The sequence below is a fragment of the Mucilaginibacter sp. Bleaf8 genome, assembly GCF_018390515.1.
In the GTDB taxonomy this organism is placed as follows: Bacteria; Bacteroidota; Bacteroidia; order Sphingobacteriales; family Sphingobacteriaceae; genus Mucilaginibacter.
On sequence record NZ_JAHBBK010000004.1, the window covers coordinates 1 to 18,840 of the forward strand.

The window sequence follows — 18,840 nt, forward strand, 5'->3', positions numbered from 1 at the left end:
TATTCAGGTGCCTATATCGGCGGTGTCCACCTCTTCCCATTCCGAACAGAGAAGTTAAGCCCGCCAGAGCCGATGGTACTGCGGTAACACGTGGGAGAGTAGGTCGGCGCCAAACCCTACAAATCCATGCCCCTCTTGCAAAATATGCATCAGGGGCTTTTTGCTTTGGGAGGCGGGGAACATATCCTACCTGTAGGGCTCAACTCGTTTAAAACGCAACCTTTCTCTGTTGGCTTCGTACTGATTATGCAATTAATCGTTTATACATATTCAAAAATTCACATAGACTTTTAAGGTTACCTATATATTAGTCTTCCTGTAGTGATCGGTCCTTCTTACTAGCTCACATCTATCTGTAATCATTTTAAATTAATAGTCTTTCAAGAGGCAGAAGAACTTATCCCTAGACATATTGTTGAAGTTTTAATTAACCGAGACGTTTATATGCAGGATATGCTAAATACCTCACCTCATGAATAGCATCATTGAACAAACCGAGCAGGGGAACATCTGGCCGTTGGCTCATGCCGTGCCAGATCCCGACAGGTCACAAATTGTATCGTTAAAAGTTAACGGACAAGAATATAAGCTTATGATTGAGCCATGGGTGACTCTTTTAGATGCGTTACGGGAATACATTGGTTTCACCGGAACAAAGAAAGGTTGCGACCATGGTCAGTGTGGTGCTTGTACGGTGTTAGTTGATGGTAAGCGAATAAATTCATGCCTGTCTCTTGCTGTAATGAAACAGAACTGTGAGATAACCACCATAGAGGGGCTCGCCAAAGGAGACGAATTACACCCAATGCAAAAAGCTTTTGTTGAACATGATGCTTACCAATGCGGCTACTGTACGCCTGGGCAAATCTGTTCCGCTGTGGGATTGGTCAATGAAGGTAAAGCAAATACCCGGGACGAGATCAGCGAACTGATGAGTGGTAACCTATGCCGGTGCGGAGCTTACCCCAATATACTGGATGCTATTGAGCAAGCGAAAGGAGAGATAAACAATGAATAGGTTTACTTTTGCAAGCGTTACTGATATAAGTACTGCCATTGCTGAGCTTGATGAACATGATACACCAAAGTACATCGCCGGCGGTACCAACTTACTCGATTTAATGAAGGTGAATGTTGAAAAGCCTGATCACCTGATCGACATATCAAACTTAGCTTTTAATCAACTAGAAGAGTTGCCCGATGGTGGTTTACGTTTAGGCGCATTGATAACTAATGCCGAAACAGCGTGGAATAAACAGGTAAAGACACGTTATCCTCTGTTATCGAAAGCAATTTTATCTGGTGCTTCGGCTCAGTTGCGTAATATGGCTACTAATGGCGGTAACCTGCTGCAACGTACCCGATGTTATTATTTTTATGATACCGCTACGCCTTGTAATAAGCGTGAACCGGGCTCGGGATGTTCTGCAATTAAGGGCTATAACCGTATACATGCTATTTTAGGTGCCAGCGAAGATTGCATTGCTACACACCCTTCAGATATGTGTGTGGCGTTGGCCGCACTTGATGCCGTTGTGAATGTAACGGGTAGGGATGGTGATCGTTCCATACCTTTTGCAAATTTTCACCGCTTACCTGGTGACAGGCCAGATCTGGATAATACATTAGGTGCAGGTGAAATCATTACTTCTGTTGATTTGCCTCCCAATAATTTTGCGCAGCATTTCGAATACCTTAAAGTGCGTGACCGTGCTTCTTACGCTTTTGCACTGGTTTCGGTAGCTGTTGCTTTGGAGATGGACGGTAATATAATGACAAAAGCTCGTATTGCTTTAGGCGGAGTAGCACATAAGCCATGGCGCAACACTGAGGCCGAAAACTTATTAACTAATCAGGTTGCTGTAATGGAAAACTTTAAGAAAGTGGCTGATGCCATTACTAAGGATGCTTTGGGTTATGGAGATAATTCATTCAAAATAGAGCTAGCCAAACGGGCTGTTATTAGGGCCTTGATGCAGGCAGCCGGATTGGAGGTGCAATCATGATAACGACCAATTACATTGGGCAACCCGTAAACCGTGTTGACGGGCGTGCCAAAGTAACCGGCCAGGCTAAATATGCTGCTGAATTTAATGTGGTGAGTGGGATCACTTATGGTTTTGTAGTGTCCAGCCCTGTTACAAAAGGAAAAATTACAGCAGTAAATACCCGCCAGGCATTAAGTCAGAAGGGTGTGTTACAGGTATTCACACATGAAAATGTATCTGGCCTGGCTTGGTTTGACCGTAGTTATAAAGATCAGGATGCACCTAAGGATGGTTCGCCTTTCCGGCCATTCCAAAATAATGAAATACAGTTCAGCTTACAGCCTATAGCATTGGTTGTGGCCGAAACTTATGAATTGGCCCGCTATGCAGCCTCATTAATACACTTTGAATATGAGGTGGATGACCAGTTGGTTGTTGGCCTGGAGCAGAACCTTGATAAAGCCCGTAAGCCGAAAAGTTACAAAGTGCCGGTAACTAAACCGCGCGGTGATGCCAACGAAGCTTTCGAGCAATCAGCAATCAAGCACCATGGCGATTACTATCATGGCAGCGAGCATCATAACCCAATGGAAATGCATGCTACCACGGTAATATATGGAGATGATGATAAGTTGACAATTTATGATAAAACGCAGGGCGTGCAAAACAGCCAGTCGTACGTAAAGAAAATATTTGGTTTGTCTGACGATCAGGCTCGTGTCATATCACCATTCGTGGGTGGTGCTTTTGGCTCGGGTCTGCGTCCGCAATATCAACTATTTATGGCGGTGTTAGCTTCCTTAGAGTTGAAGCGTTCAGTAAAAGTTGTGCTTACCCGGCAGCAAATGTTTTCGTTCGGGCACCGGCCGGCTACTTTACAAAAGGTAATTATTGGTGCATCGGCCGATGGTAAGTTGCAATCAATTATCAACAAGGCTTATACCGAAACTTCGCAGTTCGAAGAATATACCGAAAACATCGTCAATTGGTCGGGCTACCTTTACCATTGCGAAAACGTAGATTTTGATCATCAGATTGTATCACAGGATGTATACACGCCATTGGATATGCGGGCGCCGGGCGGTGTAACCGGCGTTTATGCAATAGAATGTGCCGTAGATGAAACTGCTTATAAAGCAGGCATTGATCCGCTGGAATTCCGAATGATGAATTATGCGGAAAAAGACTTAAATGATGATTTACCTTTTTCGAGCAGAGAGTTGATGCAGTGCTACCTGCAGGGTGCAGAGCGCTTTGGCTGGCGTAAGCGCAACCCCGAAGTTCGCTCCATGCGGGAAGGGCATAACCTAATTGGCTGGGGCGTAGCCACTGGTGCTTGGGAAGCACAGCAAATGCCGGTAAGGGCAAAAGCTAAACTATCGGCCGATGGTAAATTGACTGTAAGTACAGCAACATCTGATATTGGTACCGGTACTTATACCAGTATGACGCAGGTTGCTGCCGAAACACTTGGGTTGCCTATTGAGGATGTTTTGTTTAAATTAGGTGATAGCGCTATGCCGCTTGCCCCGCTGCAGGGCGGTTCCTGGACGGCAGCTTCTGTAGGTTCGGCTGTTAAATTGGTTTGTGAGGATATCAGGTCCAAGCTTTTCAGCATGGCCCGTAAGGTAGATAACTCACCATTTGCCAATGCCGATACAGATGATGTGATTTTTGATTCCGGTAAAATTATTTCGAAAAGCAATCCGCAGGTATATCTTACCGTATCAGAAATTATGCATCAAAGTGGTGTAAATGTGATCGAAGAAGATACTACTTCGCTGCCCAATATGTTAAAGCAAAAACAATATTCCCGCTATACGCATTCGGCGGTATTTGTAGAAGTTAAGGTAGATGAAGATTTAGGCACGGTGCATGTAACCCGGGTAGTTAGTGCTGTGGCGGGAGGGCGTATCATTAATCCAAAAACGGCGCGAAGCCAGGTTCTGGGCGGTGTGGTATGGGGTATTAGTCAGGCTTTGCAGGAAGATACCATACTGGACAACAACATTGGTCGCTTTATGAACCACGATCTGGCCGAATACCACATCCCGGTTAATGCGGATATTAAGGATATTGAGGTGATCTTTGTGGAAGAGCACGATGATATCGTAAACCCGCTTGGCGTAAAAGGCTTAGGCGAAATTGGCATAGTCGGCGTGGCTGCTGCTATATCCAATGCGGTTTACCATGCAACGGGGAAGCGGGTAAGAGATTTACCTATTCAATTAAATAAGTTGATGTAAACCAGTTATGGTTGTAAACGTCATGCCATACAGTAACCTTGGGTTCGATGAGATTACTGTTTGGCATGACGTTTTTATTTTTAAACTATATGTAGCTTTGTAAACAACAACCAGCTTATGGACACTGCCGAAAAATCATTCTCTCATATTGATGCTGATACCAACTATCCCACGATGGTAGATGTGAGTGATAAGCAGGTAACCAAGCGTACTGCCAGGGCACGCAGTATTGTGGTATTGGGCAATGAGATTATGCAGCATTTAACGGGTAATGATATTCAAACCAAAAAAGGACCGGTGTTTCAAACCGCTATTATAGCCGGTACTATGGCGGCAAAAAAAACGTCTGATCTGATACCGCTTTGCCATCCGCTGGCTTTGGAGAATTGTAAGGTGGAAATTAGTATTAACGAGCAACAGGAAGTGGTTGTAGACTGTACGGCCACCATTACTTCAAAAACAGGTGTAGAGATGGAGGCGCTCACAGGTGCCAGCGTAGCTGCATTAACCATTTATGACATGTGCAAAGCCTTTTCGCACAATATCATTATTAAAGAAACCAAGCTGCTGGAAAAGACAGGGGGCAAAAGCGATTATCATGGATAAACAGCACGAAAAGCATGTGAAGCTAAGCAGGCCATCGCTGGGCGAATACAACCGTAACGAACTATCCATTTTAGGTACTACCTGTGCCAATATCCGTCAGTTGGCCAACCAGCTCATACAAAGTTTATGTGATCAATATAGTGTTGCCTATGTGGATGCCGATCATAAAGCATCGGTAGTTACGGAGGATGCAGCTTTGGCTAACGGCGCAACATTAGAAGCGGTGGATAAGATCACCTACCGCAGCCTGAACTACCAACAGGAATTCAATGCTTTTCAAAACAGGCAGCTGTTCAATTACCAGGATTTAGTGTTGGTTAACGGTAACCATTTCAAAGCCCAGGCGCAAATTGCGGTGATTGACCCGGTAAAACCGCTTGAAAAAAAGCTGGATAAATTAACCAACGTAAAGCTGGTACTACTTACCGAAGGCATTACAGATGTACCGGAGTATATTAGCCAAATGCCTGATCTGGCTAACGTGCCGATTATGCGCATGGATGATATTACAGGTATTATTGAATTTATCAGTGCATTTTTAACCGAACGCAGTGCGCCACTATTTGGACTGGTGCTGGCCGGGGGCAAAAGCGAGCGTATGCAAACCGATAAAGGCAGTCTGGATTATCATGGTAAAACGCAACGCCTGCATATACATGAGTTGCTTAGCAGCTACTGTGCACAAGTATACATATCCTACGCTGATGAACAAGCAGTGCAGCAACAGGAAGATTTGCCTGTTATCATTGATACCTTTACTGGCTTAGGGCCATATGGCGGTATCCTGTCGGCCTTTCGTAATAATACAGATGTGGCGTGGATTACTTTAGCTTGTGATTTGCCTTATCTATCGCCACAAACGATTGGATATTTGGTAGCACGCCGCAATCCTTCCAAACTTGCCACGGCCTTTATGGATGCCGAGAATCGCTTCCCGGAACCATTAATTACTATTTGGGAACCCCGGGCTTACCCTGTTTTGTTGCAATTTTTAAGTCAGGGCTATTCATGTCCACGTAAGGTGCTTATCAACTCTGATGTGGAATTGTTGCAGGTGCCCAATGTACTCGACATACAAAATGTAAACTACCCCGAACAGCGCGAAGCTGCAATGCAGCACCTCAAAGCCGGCAAATAAGCTTAAAATCTGCTATATTGGCTCCCTTATCGCAATCTATCTTGTTTTTAATATGAAGAAATTAATACGCTTGGCCAGCCTATGTGCCTTTATTGGGGGGATTGTGGCAACTGCACAGGCGCAAAGTATTACCATCAGCGGCGATAGCCTGGAAACGAAAGCTATCAGTATGGGCGAATTTCAGGATATGCACCAAAGCGTAGTAATGGCCAAGGCACATGATGAAAAAGTACACCGTTATACCGGCGTATCACTTGCCGATCTGTTGAAAAAAGCTGGCGTTATGTTAGGCGATTCAGCTAAAAGAGCAACCGTAAAAAGCTATGTTATTGTAACCGCTGCTGATAACTATCGAGCCATCTATGCACTTTCCGAAATTGATCCGCTTTTTGCCAACCGATTGATTATTCTGGCAAACAGGGCAGATAAAAAGCCGCTGCCATCACAGGATGGCCCTTTCCAGATCATCGTTCCGGGCGAAAAGAAACATGCACGTTGGGTAAGGCAGGTAAACAGTATACAGTTGGTTGTTGTTAAGTAATTCATTGTACTTAATTACTTAAACATACATTACTACTTATGAAACGTGTATTGATATTGCTTACGGCTTTTGCTCTGCCGATAGCAACCATGGCGCAACGCGTATTTGTTGGCGTAGCTGCCAACGCTGAGCCTGTAGCCAAAAAGCTGGCAAAAGAATTTAAGAAAGAAACCGGTATTAAGGCCGAGCTGTACGTAAGTTCATCAGGCAAATTAACCACACAGATAGAACAAGGCGCACCATTGGATATCTTCCTTTCTGCCGATATGAAATATCCGCAGGAACTATACGCTAAAAAGCTAACCCTGAACAAACCCCGCGTATATGCCAATGGCAGTTTAATTATGTGGAGCCGAAAAGGAATCAGTGTTGATAATGGCTTACAATCGCTCACTGCACCTGCAGTGCAAAAAATAGCAGTGGCTAATCCGGCTTTAGCGCCTTACGGTTCGGCGGCTATTGCGGCAATTAAAAAGGCCAAGCTGGCTACAAAGCTGCAAGCCAAATTGGTTTATGGCGAAAGCATTTCTCAAGTGAACCAATACCTGCTTACGGGCGCGGCTGATGTTGCTTTTACCGCCAAATCGGTCGTACTGGATCTGGATAAAAAAAACAAAGGTGATTGGAAAGAGGTTGATCCCAAACTGTATCCACCAATTGCCCAGGGCGTGGTCATGCTCAAAGCCGCTGATACCAATAAGAATAAAGCTAATACGCAAAAGTTCTATGACTTTTTATTCAGTCGTAAGGGCAAAAGCATTTTTGCAGTGTACGGTTATAAAGTAGGGCTGTAACCAGATTTGCAGGCATCGGTACTAATCATAGCACTATGCTTACAACTTTTTTGTATAGCACAGGTATCGTAGCTTTGTCAATTGAAAATTTATCTGATGGATTACCAACCCCTGTTACTCACTTTTAAGCTGGCGCTGGTTACTACCATGTGCCTGCTGGCAGTTGGTATTCCATTAGCAGCGTGGTTAGCCAAAAGCAAGTCCAGGTTTAAACCTGTGGCTGAGGCGGTGATCAGTTTGCCAATAGTGCTGCCGCCCTCAGTAATAGGCTTTTACCTATTGCTGGCCTTTAGTCCCAATTACCATTTCGGACAACTGCTGGAATCTGTTTTTGATATCCGGTTAGTATTCTCTTTTCCCGGCCTGGTGCTTAGTTCCATGTTGTATAGTTTACCTTTTATGGTGCAACCTGTACAAGCTGGCTTGCAATCTTTACCAGCCAGTCTTCAGGAGGCTTCGCAAACGCTGGGCAAATCATCCGCTCAAACTTTTTTTCGGGTTTTGCTGCCTAATATTAAACCAGCACTGCTTACTGGCATCGTTTTAACTTTTGCCCATACCATAGGCGAGTTTGGTTTGGTACTTATGATTGGTGGGAATATTCCGGGTGTAACCAAGGTTGCTTCTATTGCAATTTATGAGCAGGTAGAATCACTCAATTTTGCGGAGGCACATGTGTATGCTGCTGTTTTGCTCGCTATATCTTTCATCATTTTACTCACCGTATATACCGTTAACAAACGGTTAGTTAAAAGCCGTTGGGTATCATGATCAAAATCAATATTCAAAAAAAGTTGCACATGGCTGGTGGCGATACGGCGTTGCGTATGAATACCGAACTCGAAGCCAACTCTTTCACCGCCTTATACGGCCCATCCGGAGCCGGCAAAACTACTTTGTTGAAAATATTGGCCGGACTCATCCAGCCCGAGCATGGCCGGATTGAGGTTAACGGCCAAACCTGGCTGGATACCGAACGCAGCATTAACCTGCCAGCGCAAAAAAGGAGTATCGGTTTTGTGTTCCAAGATTTTGCCTTATTTCCAAACATGACCGTAATGGAAAATCTGCGATATGCACTGCCTGATCGTAAAGATGAGCGCTTGCTTTTGCAGCTGTTAGAAGCTGTATCCATGCAAAACTTTGCACAACGCAAACCCGATACCTTATCGGGCGGCCAAAAACAGCGCGTGGCATTGATACGTGCGCTGGTTCGTAAACCGCAAATGTTGTTGCTGGATGAACCCCTATCGGCGCTGGACAATGAAATGCGAACAAACCTGCAGGATGTGTTACAGCAATTGCACCGGGAATACGGGTTAACTATTATAATGGTTAGTCATCACCTGCCCGAAATTTACTTACTGGCAAGCCACGTGCTGCAAATTCAACATGGCCAAATAGTTAAGTCGGGAACGGCGGGTGAGGTGTTTGGCTGGGAGCAGTCGGTAAATAGCATAACCCTTTTAGGAGAGATACTCAGTGTTGATCCGCAAGGTGTGAAAGTGCTGGTGAACAACCAGGTGATAATTATTGCAGCTGCCGGGAACTGGCAAATAGGGGATAAAGTGACAATAGCCTGTCAGGCGGCAGACCTGACTTTAAAAAAGCTTTTGTAGATTTATAATTATAAACTATAGGTGCCTGCTCTTGTTAATACAGGCTGAACGGCAACTTGGTTTATTGCTATTGATACTTATGGAAATACTGCTGTTTGGAATAACACGCGAAATTGTTGGTAAGCAAAAGCTGCCGGTACCGGCAGATCAAAATATTACTACTGTTAAAGCACTTAAAACATGGCTGGGGCAGCAATATCCGGCTATGCAAAGCCTGTCGTCATTATTAGTGGCGGTTGATAGCGAGTATGCACAGGATGATGATGTACTGAACGGGGAAAATGAAATTGCACTGATTCCGCCGGTAAGCGGAGGATAATATGATGCTGATTAAAATTGTTGAACATATTGATTTGAATGAAGCTTATGCGCACTTGCATACGCCCGAAGCCGGTGCGGTGAATCTGTTTGTAGGTACGGTTCGCAATCATTCAAAAGGCAAAGAGGTAATGCACTTGGATTTTGAGGCTTATGAAACGATGGCCTTACAGCAAATGCAGCATGTAGCTGATGCCGCCCAGCAAAAGTTTCCCTTGTGTAAGTTGGTGATGATTCATGCCGTTGGCGCTAAAGAACCCGGTGAGCCGGTGGTAGTGGTAGGCGTATCATCCGCCCATCGTGATGCATCATTCGAGGCCTGCCGGTTTTTGATAGATGAGCTGAAAAAAACAGTGCCTATCTGGAAAAAAGAATTTTACGAAGATAACAGCGTATGGGTAAACGCGCACCCCTGATACGATGAAAGAGAGTTTGTTAGTTGATAAATATGGAAGGCAGCTGAATTACTTGCGGCTATCGGTTACCGACCGCTGCAATTTCAGGTGCTACTACTGCATGCCCGAAGAAGGCATCGACTTTGCCAAGCGCAAAGACCTGATGACTTTTGACGAAATGCTGCAGTTATCAACCATATTTTGCAATCTGGGCATCTCAAAAATACGCATTACCGGTGGCGAGCCTTTTGTCCGGCATGGTATCATGCCCTTTCTGCATCAGCTGAGTGGTGTTGAAGGATTACAGGAAATTACGGTTACCAGCAACGGTACGCTTTCGGCCAGATATCAGGCAGAACTGCTAAGTATGGGTATTCGTAAAATCAACATTAGTCTGGATTCATTGGATGCGCAGCGATTTCATTATATCACACGTCGTGATAGTTTTGATAGTGTATACAATGGGGTGTTCAGGTTGCTGGATGCCGGTTTTGATGTGAAGCTGAACTGTGTAGTTGCCGATAATAAAAACATCCAGGATATTATTCCTTTTATTGAGCTTACCAAAAATTACCCGTTATCAGTTCGTTTTCTGGAAGAAATGCCTTTTAATGGCAGCGATGGTACGCAGGTGCTGTCAAGCTGGGATTACAAGAAGATATACCACTACATCAGTGAGCATTACACTGATATTAATCGCCTCATTAGCGATGCTAATTCTACATCGGTCAATTATAAAATTTCAGGTTATCAGGGTAGCTTCGGCATTATTCCTTCATTCAGCCGCACCTTTTGCGGTACCTGTAATCGCATCCGCCTTTCGGCAACCGGCGAGTTGCGTACCTGTTTATATGGTCCGCCTGTAACCAACCTGCGTAATCTGCTGCGTAAAGGAGCTTCGGTGGCAGATACGGGGCAGGAAATTTTGAATGCCGTAGCACTGCGACAGCGCGATGGCTATGCGGCCGAAGCTTTAAGCAACAACTCGGTGAATACTTCCATGTCTGCATTAGGGGGATAGCTCCGCAAAGCCAACCATCTGGAATAAAGCTTAAATAAAAATTAAGAGTAAATACTACTATGCCAAACCAAAACCCATCCTTCAGAGGGCAGGAAGGCAGATATACCCGCCAAACGCAACTAACCAACTTTGGTGCCGCTGCCCAGCAAAAATTGCAACAGGCAAAAGTGCTGGTTGTAGGTGCCGGTGGTTTAGGTGTGCCCGTGCTGCAATACTTAACTGGCATGGGGGTGGGCACTATTGGCTTAGCCGATAATGATCGGATCAGTTTAACTAACCTGCACCGGCAGGTACTGTACAACGAGCATGAAGTTGGCCAAAGTAAAGTAGCCACTGCCGCTAATAAACTGGCTCAGTTAAATCAGGAAGTGGATTTCCGGATAATAGATGAAGCTATTATACCACAAAATGCAATAAACATTATTCAGGATTATGACCTGGTAATTGATGCAACGGATAATTTTAGTACCCGTTACTTATTAAACGACGCCTGCGTAATTTTGAACAAACCCTGCATATATGGTGCTGTGCAGCAGTACGAAGGCCATGTGAGCGTATTTAATTACCAGGGTGGACCAACTTACCGGTGTTTATATCCCAAACCACCTGTAGCTGGCGAAATACCCGATTGTAATACCGCCGGCGTGTTGGGTGTGGTGCCGGGTACTATAGGCTGCCAGCAGGCTCTCCAAGCTGTTAAGATTATTACCGGCGTGGGTAAAAACCTGTCAGGTTACTTACAGATATTTGATTTTCTGAACGATGATCAATACAAAATTAAACTTAAGGCCAACCCTGAAAGCCGAAATATAACCCAGTTGCAAACCAGCTATGAAGCGCCGGTATGCAATACGGTAGTACAATTATCGGTCGAGGAATTATATGATTGGTATGAAGCCGGCAAAACTTTTAAACTAATTGACGTTCGCGAGGCCGATGAATTTGCAAGCGAGCATTTGCAAGGTGCGGAGTCTGTGCCGTTGTCTGCATTTAGTGCCGTTCAGCTGCAAGTAAACAATCAGCAACCTTTGGTGGCATTTTGCCAAAAAGGTGCGCGCAGCAGCAAGGCAGCTCAATTACTGCAGCAACAATATCCGCAGGCCAGTGTTTATAGCGTTTTAGGCGGTATGGATTACTGGCAGGATGAGTTTGATGAAGAATACATCGTGCGTTCTTAAAACATATAGCCATTTCATTTATCGAAACATCCCTTGCTTATGATAGCCGTTCAGGAAGCGTTACAATATATTATCTCTCACAAAAAAAGCTTTGGTACCGAGTCTGTTGAGCTTTTGCAAGCCAATGGTCGCATATTAGCCCAGCACATAGTGGCAGATCGTGATTTTCCGCCATTTCATAGAGCTACAATGGATGGTATTGCTATCAGCAGCACTGCCTTTCATGCAGGTAATCGTAACTTTGAGATAGTAGATGTACAACCTGCAGGGTATCCGCAAAAGGAATTAGATAACGTACAATGTTGTATGGAAGTGATGACCGGGGCTGTGTTACCTGCTAATACAAACGCAGTAATCAGGTACGAAGATTTGGTTATTACCGATGGCGTGGCCCAGGTTCAAATAGAGGATGTTAAGAAGTTTCAGAACGTGCATCTGCAAGGTACAGACGAGCTGGTTGGTAATGTTTTGGTGCAAGCGGGGGCAAAAGTTACGCCCGCTATTGTAGCCATTATGGCATCCGTTGGTTTATCGGCAGTATTAGTTTACCGCTTGCCCAAAATAGCCGTATGCTCAACCGGCGATGAGCTGGTAGATATTGCCCATCAGCCGCAGGCGCACCAAATACGGCAATCCAATAATTACATGTTACTGGCTGCTCTGCAACAGCATGGCATCAGTGCACCCAAATATCACCTGCCCGATGATCCGGAAGCCATGGTTGCCCAATTAAGCGTTATCATCAATCATTATGATGCTATTCTTTTTTCGGGCGCGGTATCCAAGGGTAAGTTTGATTTTTTGCCCCAGGTATTGCAGCAGTTAGGCATGCAAACCGTTTTTCATAGCATAGCCCAAAAGCCCGGTAAACCTTTCTTGTTTGGCCACTTTGAAAATGGTGCATTGATTTTTGGTTTCCCTGGCAACCCGGTATCTACCTGGGTTTGCTATCAATTGTATTTCAAAACGTGGCTTTACCATTCTTTAAATATACCGCTACCTGTTAAAAAAGCAGTATTAGGCCGTAATGTAACTTTCAAGCCCCTGCTCACGCATCATATGCTGGTGCAGCTACATTACGATCAAGGCAAATTGATAGCCATGCCGGTGGATACTTCCACATCGGGCGATATGGTAAGCCTGATACATGCCAAGGGCATTTTAAGCTTATCGGCCGAAAGAGACTTTTTTGCAAAGGGAGAGGTGTTTGATGTGTGGATGTTTTAGCTTGTACTGATCTTTATAGCCTGTGGTATATGCAGACAAATTAAGTAAGCAGCACCACATGAGTTAAGATAACAGACTTACCTCATCCAAACTAATTAAACGTTTCCATCCTCCAAAAACTTCATTGCTTTTTTACACAACTCCAATAACATGCCGGGTAATTCTGCCTGTAGATACGGGTGTGTGCCGCCAAACACATGATCTGCATTAGGCATTACCAGTAATTGTGCATTAGGTTGCATAGCCTTCAATTCATGGGCCTGACTGATTGGTACGGTACTATCGGCCGTGCCATGTATCAGCAGCCAGGGTTGTTGCACATCAGCTGCCCGCGCTAAAACGTTAAGTCGGCCCGGGTTACGATCCAGGTCATCCAGTAAAGTAACTTTAATGGGCATTTGTTGCCCCGTGCGATAATTGGGAAAATACATTACACCCATAGTTTTCCATTGCTGCTCGGCCTGTAGCGGCCACAAGTTGCGGAAAGTACCTACCGAAGCCATTGTGATTAATTTACTCACCCGGTTGTCTTCAGCTGCTTTAATTATGCTAATGCCGCCGCCCATACTATGTCCCAATAAAACAACTGATGTTGCTGCCGGTATAACCGAGCCGCTGGTGGCAAAGTCAATAACCAGTTTTAAGTCTTCCAGTTCTATTGAAAACGTGTTTTCGCTGAAAGCAATCAAATCAGCAAAATCAACAGGTTGCTCGGGCGTGGTACCGTTGTGCGAAAAATTAAATTTTAGCAGCCGGTAACCATTCTCAGCAAAATAGCGTGCCACTAAATGATGTGTGCCCCAGTCTTTAAAACCTTTAAAGCCATGCACAAAAATGATAAGCGGCGCATAAAGCTGTGCGTCATCATAAGTAAGATCGGCAGCCATAGGGCGGCCCTTTGAGCCGGGTATAATGAAGTTGTCTGTTTTAATCATAACTCAATAAAATTTAAAATAATAAAACTGTAGCTTAATTACTCGCTATGCGCATGCCACCAGGCCCAAAGCATTAACACAGGTTGCAGTAATAGCCGTACCCAGGCCATTGCAGGCGTAACATGCAGGCTGCCCAATTGCATGGGTGCTTGCTGCAGCATGGTAATATGTACAGGCAAAAATGCAGCCAGCATTAAAATAATTAACCAAGCGCCCCACTTACGCGTAGGCTTAAATACCAACATTAATGCGAAAGTGATTTCGCATATACCTGCCAGTAAGTTTAAAGTATAATGAAAAGGCAAGTAATCTGGAATAATTTTGATGTACCCGGCAGGGTGCACAAAGTGATTAATGCCTGCTGCTGTATAGCCGGAAATGAGTAGGATTAAGCTGATCTTTTTAAGTATGGACATGGTGTTGATTTGAACGTGACAAAACAGTTAAACTATTATGTTGATAGCATGACGGAAGAGTATCAGTATTGTTTGTACTTTTGAAGGTCGATTAAATAAGATTAGTAACGGAAAGAACTTTATTTATAACTATTCTAAATTACTGTGTTTGACAAAGTGTTGACAGTGCAAGGTGCTAAATCATAGTAATTTTGTGGGATAAAGTTTTGTTAAAATAAAAACCGCTTTGAAGTATTTAAAGGTTATAGCTTTTACGCACAAACAGATTGAACTGAAGGAGTTGGGTAAGTTGGTAATCTGCCAGGAAGATCTAACCGAGAAACTTCAGCAGGCACAGGATAAATTTCAGATCCCTGAAATTTTTTACCTGTCTACCTGTAACCGGGTGGAGTTTGTGATGGCTACTTCGCAGCCGGTTGATAAAAGCTTTGCACAAGCTTTTCTGCAGCATTTAAGTATAGGCTTATGTCCGTACTACATGAATACCTTCATCGAAGCTGCTTCCATATACGAAAACCAGGACGCGCTTAACCACTTACTTCGTACCTCATGCTCATTAGAAAGCTTAGTGGTTGGTGAGAAGGAGATATTAGCTCAATTACGCAGGGCATATGAAAGCTGCCGCGAAGTAGGTCTTACCGGCGATTATCTGCGTATGGTGATGAACTGCGTGGTAAAAACTGCTAAAGAGGTTTATACGCATACCAATATTTCACGCAACCCAATTTCGGTTGTGTCATTAGCTTATCGTAAGCTAAAAGAATTGAAGCAATGTTCAAACTCACGGGTGCTGATTATTGGCGCTGGCGAAACCAATCGCAATATTTCCAAGTACCTGCAAAAACACAAGTATTCCAACTTTGCTGTATTTAACCGCACACTGGCCAATGCTGAAAAGCTGGCAGCCGATCTGAACGGTGAGGCATATGACCTGGAAGCCTTAAAAGATTATAAAAATGGGTTTGATGTTATTATTACCTGTACATCCGCAACCCTGCCTATCATTACACCAGAGATTTACGAATCTTTATTAAACGGCGAAACCGAACGCAAAACCATTGTTGATTTAGCTATTCCTAATGATACCGCCCCTGAAATACTGGAGCAGTATCCGGTTAACTTTATTGAAGTAAGTTCACTAAATGAAATAGCAAAGAAAAACCTGCAGGAGCGTTATCAGGAACTGGTACACGCCGAACGCATTATCGAGCAAAATATAGAAGAGTTTATACCTTTGTTAAAACAGCGCCGTATTGAAGTAGCCATGCGCCAAGTGCCTGAAAAGATTAAAGAAATCAAGCACAAAGCATTAAACACCGTTTTTGCTGATGAAGTGCAAACACTGGATGAGCACTCCCGCCAAATACTGGAAAAGGTGATTAATTACATGGAGAAAAAATACATCAGTGTACCTATGGTAATGGCTAAGGAAATACTGATCAATAATAACTGAATTGATAATAAAACAATATAACAAAAGAGGCGCATAAATGCGCCTCTTTTGTTATAACCTGTATTGAGAGGATTGTTATAGTCCATGTTATTGTAACTCAGGTTTTATGGTAAAACTACATGCCTTAATTACCCCATGTCAGTTATTCCTCACATTCTGATAAAATTTCCCCGAAAACAGCTGCTAAACCTTAAATTTGTGCTGCAAAACAATTTAAGATACCCTTGGACAGGAAAATTATTATCGGAACCCGCGGCAGCGAATTAGCCTTATGGCAAGCCAATTTTGTTAAAGATAGTTTAGCTGATATCGGCGTAACTGCCGAATTGAAAATCATAAAAACACAGGGCGACCGTATCCTGAACCTAAGCCTCGATAAACTCGAAGGTAAAGGTTTTTTTACCAAGGAGCTGGAAGAAGAATTGTTGGGCGGCACTATTGATGTTGCCGTACACTCTCATAAAGATCTACCCACCGAGCATCCACCCGGGCTCATTATAGCGGCCGTATCAGAACGTGAAGATCCTTCTGAGCTGTTATTAATCCTGAAAGATTGTGTGGATGTGCACCAAAAGCTTTCAGTTAAGTTTGGTGGTACGGTAGGTACCTCATCCAATCGCCGTAAAGCGCAGCTGCTGGCCTTACGTCCTGATTTGGAGATGGATGATCTTCGCGGTAATGTGCCTACCCGTATCGGTAAATTGCGTAGCGAAAATTATGATGCTATTATGCTGGCTAAGGCAGGCGTAAGCCGTTTGGGTATTGACCTGAGCGAGTTTCATGTAGAGGAGCTGAAACCTACCGAATTTGTACCGGCTCCAGCTCAGGGCGCATTGGCTATCCAGATTCGTGAAAAAGATACTGAACTGTATACCATTTTACAAAAGCTGCATCATCCTGAGGTGGCCGAAGCGCTATCTGTTGAACGCAGCGTGCTTAAAATGTTTGGCGGCGGCTGCCATTTACCTTTGGGTTGCTACTGCCGCAAGCAGGAAGATACTTATCATATATTTACTTCAAAGGCAGATAGCGATGAGGAGCTACCAGACCGTTTATACATCAGCACGCCAACATTAGATGGTGTGGCCGAAAAGATTGTGTCTTATTTTGAAAAAGGCCGTAAGGTTGCTGATAAAGTATTTATATCACGAGACCTGCCGGCATCCAGCTATTTCCGCAGGGTGTTGCAAAAGCACGGTATCGAGGTAGAAGCCCGTTCGTTAATCCGTACGGTACCTATCATGACCATTTTGAACCCTTATATTTTACAGGATGTGGATTGGGTATTTTTTACCAGCAAAAACGCGGTTGAGTACTTTTTTGCGCTAAAACCACAATTTGTTAAAAAAGTAAAGTTCGGCGTAATAGGCAGCGGTTCTGAAGATATGCTGCGCCGCCACGGCCACTTTGCCGATTATGTGGGCGATAATGTAGATACCGCTATAGTAGCCAAAGAATTTGCGCAGATAGCCAATAGTAGCACTATATTATTCCCATGTGCCGAAAATGCGATGCGCAGCATTCACCAGGCATTGTCTGCCGATACGAAAATCATTGATTTGCCGGTATATGCCACCATGCGAGAGGAAGTGGCTTCTGGCTCAACAGCGGATGTATTGGTGTTTACCAGCCCGTCAAACGCGGAAGCATACTTTAAAGACAACTTGCTTGATCTGAACCAAAAAGTAGTAGCCATCGGCAAATCAACCGGTAAAAAACTGGACGAACTGAATATCCCTTACAAGCTGCCTTTCTCGCCCGACGAGGTGGGTTTGGCCGAAGCTGTATTTGGGCTTTAAACCTTGCCCAAACCCTCCCGGCAGGGAGGGCTTTTGATTTGAAGGGTATATATATTATTAAACATTTAATTTTCAAATCCTCCCTACCGGGAAGGATTTAGGAGGGCTCATGTTACAACGACCAAGAAGAAATAGAAAAAGTGAAGTGATTCGCCAAATGGTGCAGGAAACTCACGTGAGTGCGGCAAATCTGATTTTTCCGCTATTTATCATCGAAGGTGAAAATCAGAAAAGTGAAGTATCTTCCATGCCGGGCATCTATCGTTATTCGATCGATAACCTGCTGCGTGAAGTGGAAAGTTGTATGAAACTGGGGTTAAAATCGTTCGACTTGTTTCCGAACATTGACGAGTCGTTGAAAGATAAATTCGCGACCGAAAGCTATCGTGATGAGAGTTTATACCTGCGCGCCATTCGCGAGGTTAAAAAAGAGTTTCCGGAAGCCTGCGTAATTACTGACGTGGCCATGGACCCTTACAGCAGTGATGGCCACGACGGTATTGTAGAGAACGGTGAAATTTTGAACGATGCAACGCTGGAAGTATTAGGCAAAATGGCTTTGGCTCACGCCCGTGCCGGCGCCGATATCATTGCACCATCTGATATGATGGACGGCCGGGTAGGCTACATTCGCCAGGTACTGGACGAGCATGGTTATTCAACCGTGTCTATTATGTCCTACTCAGCTAAATATGCCAGCGCATTTTACGGCCCGTTCCGTGATGCCTTAAATTCTGCACCTAAGTTTGGCGATAAAAAAACATACCAGATGAACCCTGCCAACCAGCGCGAAGCTTTAATAGAAGCTAACCTGGACGAGCAGGAAGGTGCCGACTTTTTAATGGTAAAACCCGCGCTGCCTTATCTGGACGTAATTAAGCTGTTGAAAGATAACACCGAGCTACCGATAGCGGCTTACAATGTAAGTGGTGAATACGCCATGATTAAAGCGGCTATTCAAAAAGGCTGGCTGAACGAGCAGCGTGCTATCACCGAGGTGCTTACCAGCATTCGCCGTGCAGGCGCTACAGCGATACTTACCTACCACGCCAAAGAGGTGCTGGAAAATAAGTGGCTTTAGGTGAGATTTTAGATTAAAGGATCAAGAATATAGACTCAACCGTTAATGCAAGGAGCGAAGCACTGTTTACAAATAAATGCTCCGT

At 44.3% G+C, this 18,840-nt stretch carries 19 protein-coding genes and 1 rRNA gene; 18 read left to right on the forward strand and 2 right to left on the reverse strand.

Annotated features, from left to right (window positions below):
- Nucleotides 1-3 precede the first annotated feature (3 nt).
- The 15 genes from rrf to KHS38_RS17650 all read left to right on the forward strand — a co-directional run bounded on the left by rrf (nt 4) and on the right by KHS38_RS17650 (nt 13,071).
- A 5S ribosomal RNA gene (gene rrf / locus KHS38_RS17580) occupies nt 4-115 on the forward strand.
- 357 nt (nt 116-472) lie between these two features.
- Nucleotides 473-1,018, forward strand: a complete 546-nt coding sequence (locus KHS38_RS17585) for a (2Fe-2S)-binding protein (protein ID WP_213489877.1) — start codon at nt 473-475, stop codon at nt 1,016-1,018.
- Nucleotides 1,011-2,006: an FAD binding domain-containing protein gene (locus KHS38_RS17590; RefSeq protein ID WP_213489878.1), complete on the forward strand. Its 996-nt coding sequence runs from the start codon at nt 1,011-1,013 to the stop codon at nt 2,004-2,006. Before KHS38_RS17585 ends, KHS38_RS17590 begins: the two co-directional genes overlap by 8 nt.
- Nucleotides 2,003-4,234 (forward strand): xanthine dehydrogenase family protein molybdopterin-binding subunit, encoded by a 2,232-nt coding sequence (locus tag KHS38_RS17595; RefSeq protein WP_213489879.1) that lies wholly within the window; start codon nt 2,003-2,005, stop codon nt 4,232-4,234. Before KHS38_RS17590 ends, KHS38_RS17595 begins: the two co-directional genes overlap by 4 nt.
- 117 nt (nt 4,235-4,351) lie before the next feature.
- Nucleotides 4,352-4,840: a cyclic pyranopterin monophosphate synthase MoaC gene (gene moaC / locus KHS38_RS17600; protein ID WP_213489880.1), complete on the forward strand. Its 489-nt coding sequence runs from the start codon at nt 4,352-4,354 to the stop codon at nt 4,838-4,840.
- Nucleotides 4,833-5,978 carry an NTP transferase domain-containing protein gene (locus KHS38_RS17605; protein ID WP_213489881.1) on the forward strand — a complete coding sequence of 382 codons (1,146 nt, stop codon included), beginning with the start codon at nt 4,833-4,835 and terminating at the stop codon, nt 5,976-5,978. Before moaC ends, KHS38_RS17605 begins: the two co-directional genes overlap by 8 nt.
- Nucleotides 5,979-6,030: 52 nt before the next feature.
- Nucleotides 6,031-6,519: a molybdopterin-dependent oxidoreductase gene (locus tag KHS38_RS17610; RefSeq protein ID WP_213489882.1), complete on the forward strand. Its 489-nt coding sequence runs from the start codon at nt 6,031-6,033 to the stop codon at nt 6,517-6,519.
- A 38-nt stretch (nt 6,520-6,557) separates the two neighbouring features.
- Entirely contained in the window at nt 6,558-7,313 is a 756-nt protein-coding gene (gene modA / locus KHS38_RS17615) for a molybdate ABC transporter substrate-binding protein (RefSeq protein ID WP_213489883.1), read from the forward strand.
- A gap of 96 nt (nt 7,314-7,409) precedes the next feature.
- Entirely contained in the window at nt 7,410-8,084 is a 675-nt protein-coding gene (gene modB, locus KHS38_RS17620) for a molybdate ABC transporter permease subunit (RefSeq protein WP_213489884.1), read from the forward strand.
- Complete coding sequence (locus KHS38_RS17625) at nt 8,081-8,932, forward strand: ATP-binding cassette domain-containing protein (RefSeq protein WP_213489885.1); 852 nt, start codon at nt 8,081-8,083, stop codon at nt 8,930-8,932. Before modB ends, KHS38_RS17625 begins: the two co-directional genes overlap by 4 nt.
- Nucleotides 8,933-9,011: 79 nt before the next feature.
- Nucleotides 9,012-9,251: a molybdopterin converting factor subunit 1 gene (gene moaD / locus KHS38_RS17630; protein ID WP_213489886.1), complete on the forward strand. Its 240-nt coding sequence runs from the start codon at nt 9,012-9,014 to the stop codon at nt 9,249-9,251.
- A gap of 1 nt (nt 9,252) precedes the next feature.
- Nucleotides 9,253-9,666 (forward strand): molybdenum cofactor biosynthesis protein MoaE, encoded by a 414-nt coding sequence (locus tag KHS38_RS17635; protein WP_213489887.1) that lies wholly within the window; start codon nt 9,253-9,255, stop codon nt 9,664-9,666.
- 4 nt (nt 9,667-9,670) lie between these two features.
- Nucleotides 9,671-10,666 (forward strand): GTP 3',8-cyclase MoaA, encoded by a 996-nt coding sequence (gene moaA / locus KHS38_RS17640; protein WP_213489888.1) that lies wholly within the window; start codon nt 9,671-9,673, stop codon nt 10,664-10,666.
- Between the two features lie 59 nt (nt 10,667-10,725).
- Nucleotides 10,726-11,844, forward strand: a complete 1,119-nt coding sequence (locus KHS38_RS17645; protein ID WP_213489889.1) for a HesA/MoeB/ThiF family protein — start codon at nt 10,726-10,728, stop codon at nt 11,842-11,844.
- A gap of 39 nt (nt 11,845-11,883) precedes the next feature.
- Nucleotides 11,884-13,071, forward strand: coding sequence for a molybdopterin molybdotransferase MoeA (locus KHS38_RS17650; RefSeq protein WP_213489890.1), 1,188 nt, complete (start codon nt 11,884-11,886; stop codon nt 13,069-13,071).
- 95 nt (nt 13,072-13,166) lie between these two features.
- Here the strand turns inward: KHS38_RS17650 and KHS38_RS17655 are convergent, their stop codons facing one another.
- Nucleotides 13,167-14,006: an alpha/beta hydrolase family protein gene (locus KHS38_RS17655; RefSeq protein WP_213489891.1), complete on the reverse strand. Its 840-nt coding sequence runs from the start codon at nt 14,004-14,006 to the stop codon at nt 13,167-13,169.
- 38 nt (nt 14,007-14,044) lie between these two features.
- Nucleotides 14,045-14,422 (reverse strand): DoxX family protein, encoded by a 378-nt coding sequence (locus KHS38_RS17660; protein ID WP_213489892.1) that lies wholly within the window; start codon nt 14,420-14,422, stop codon nt 14,045-14,047.
- A 226-nt stretch (nt 14,423-14,648) separates the two neighbouring features.
- Between KHS38_RS17660 and hemA the strand changes: the two genes are divergently transcribed.
- The 3 genes from hemA to hemB all read left to right on the forward strand — a co-directional run bounded on the left by hemA (nt 14,649) and on the right by hemB (nt 18,755).
- Nucleotides 14,649-15,875: a glutamyl-tRNA reductase gene (gene hemA, locus KHS38_RS17665; RefSeq protein WP_213489893.1), complete on the forward strand. Its 1,227-nt coding sequence runs from the start codon at nt 14,649-14,651 to the stop codon at nt 15,873-15,875.
- Between the two features lie 224 nt (nt 15,876-16,099).
- Complete coding sequence (hemC, locus tag KHS38_RS17670) at nt 16,100-17,674, forward strand: hydroxymethylbilane synthase (RefSeq protein WP_213489894.1); 1,575 nt, start codon at nt 16,100-16,102, stop codon at nt 17,672-17,674.
- Nucleotides 17,675-17,783: 109 nt separating this feature from the next.
- Complete coding sequence (gene hemB / locus KHS38_RS17675) at nt 17,784-18,755, forward strand: porphobilinogen synthase (protein WP_213489895.1); 972 nt, start codon at nt 17,784-17,786, stop codon at nt 18,753-18,755.
- Nucleotides 18,756-18,840: the final 85 nt, after the last annotated feature.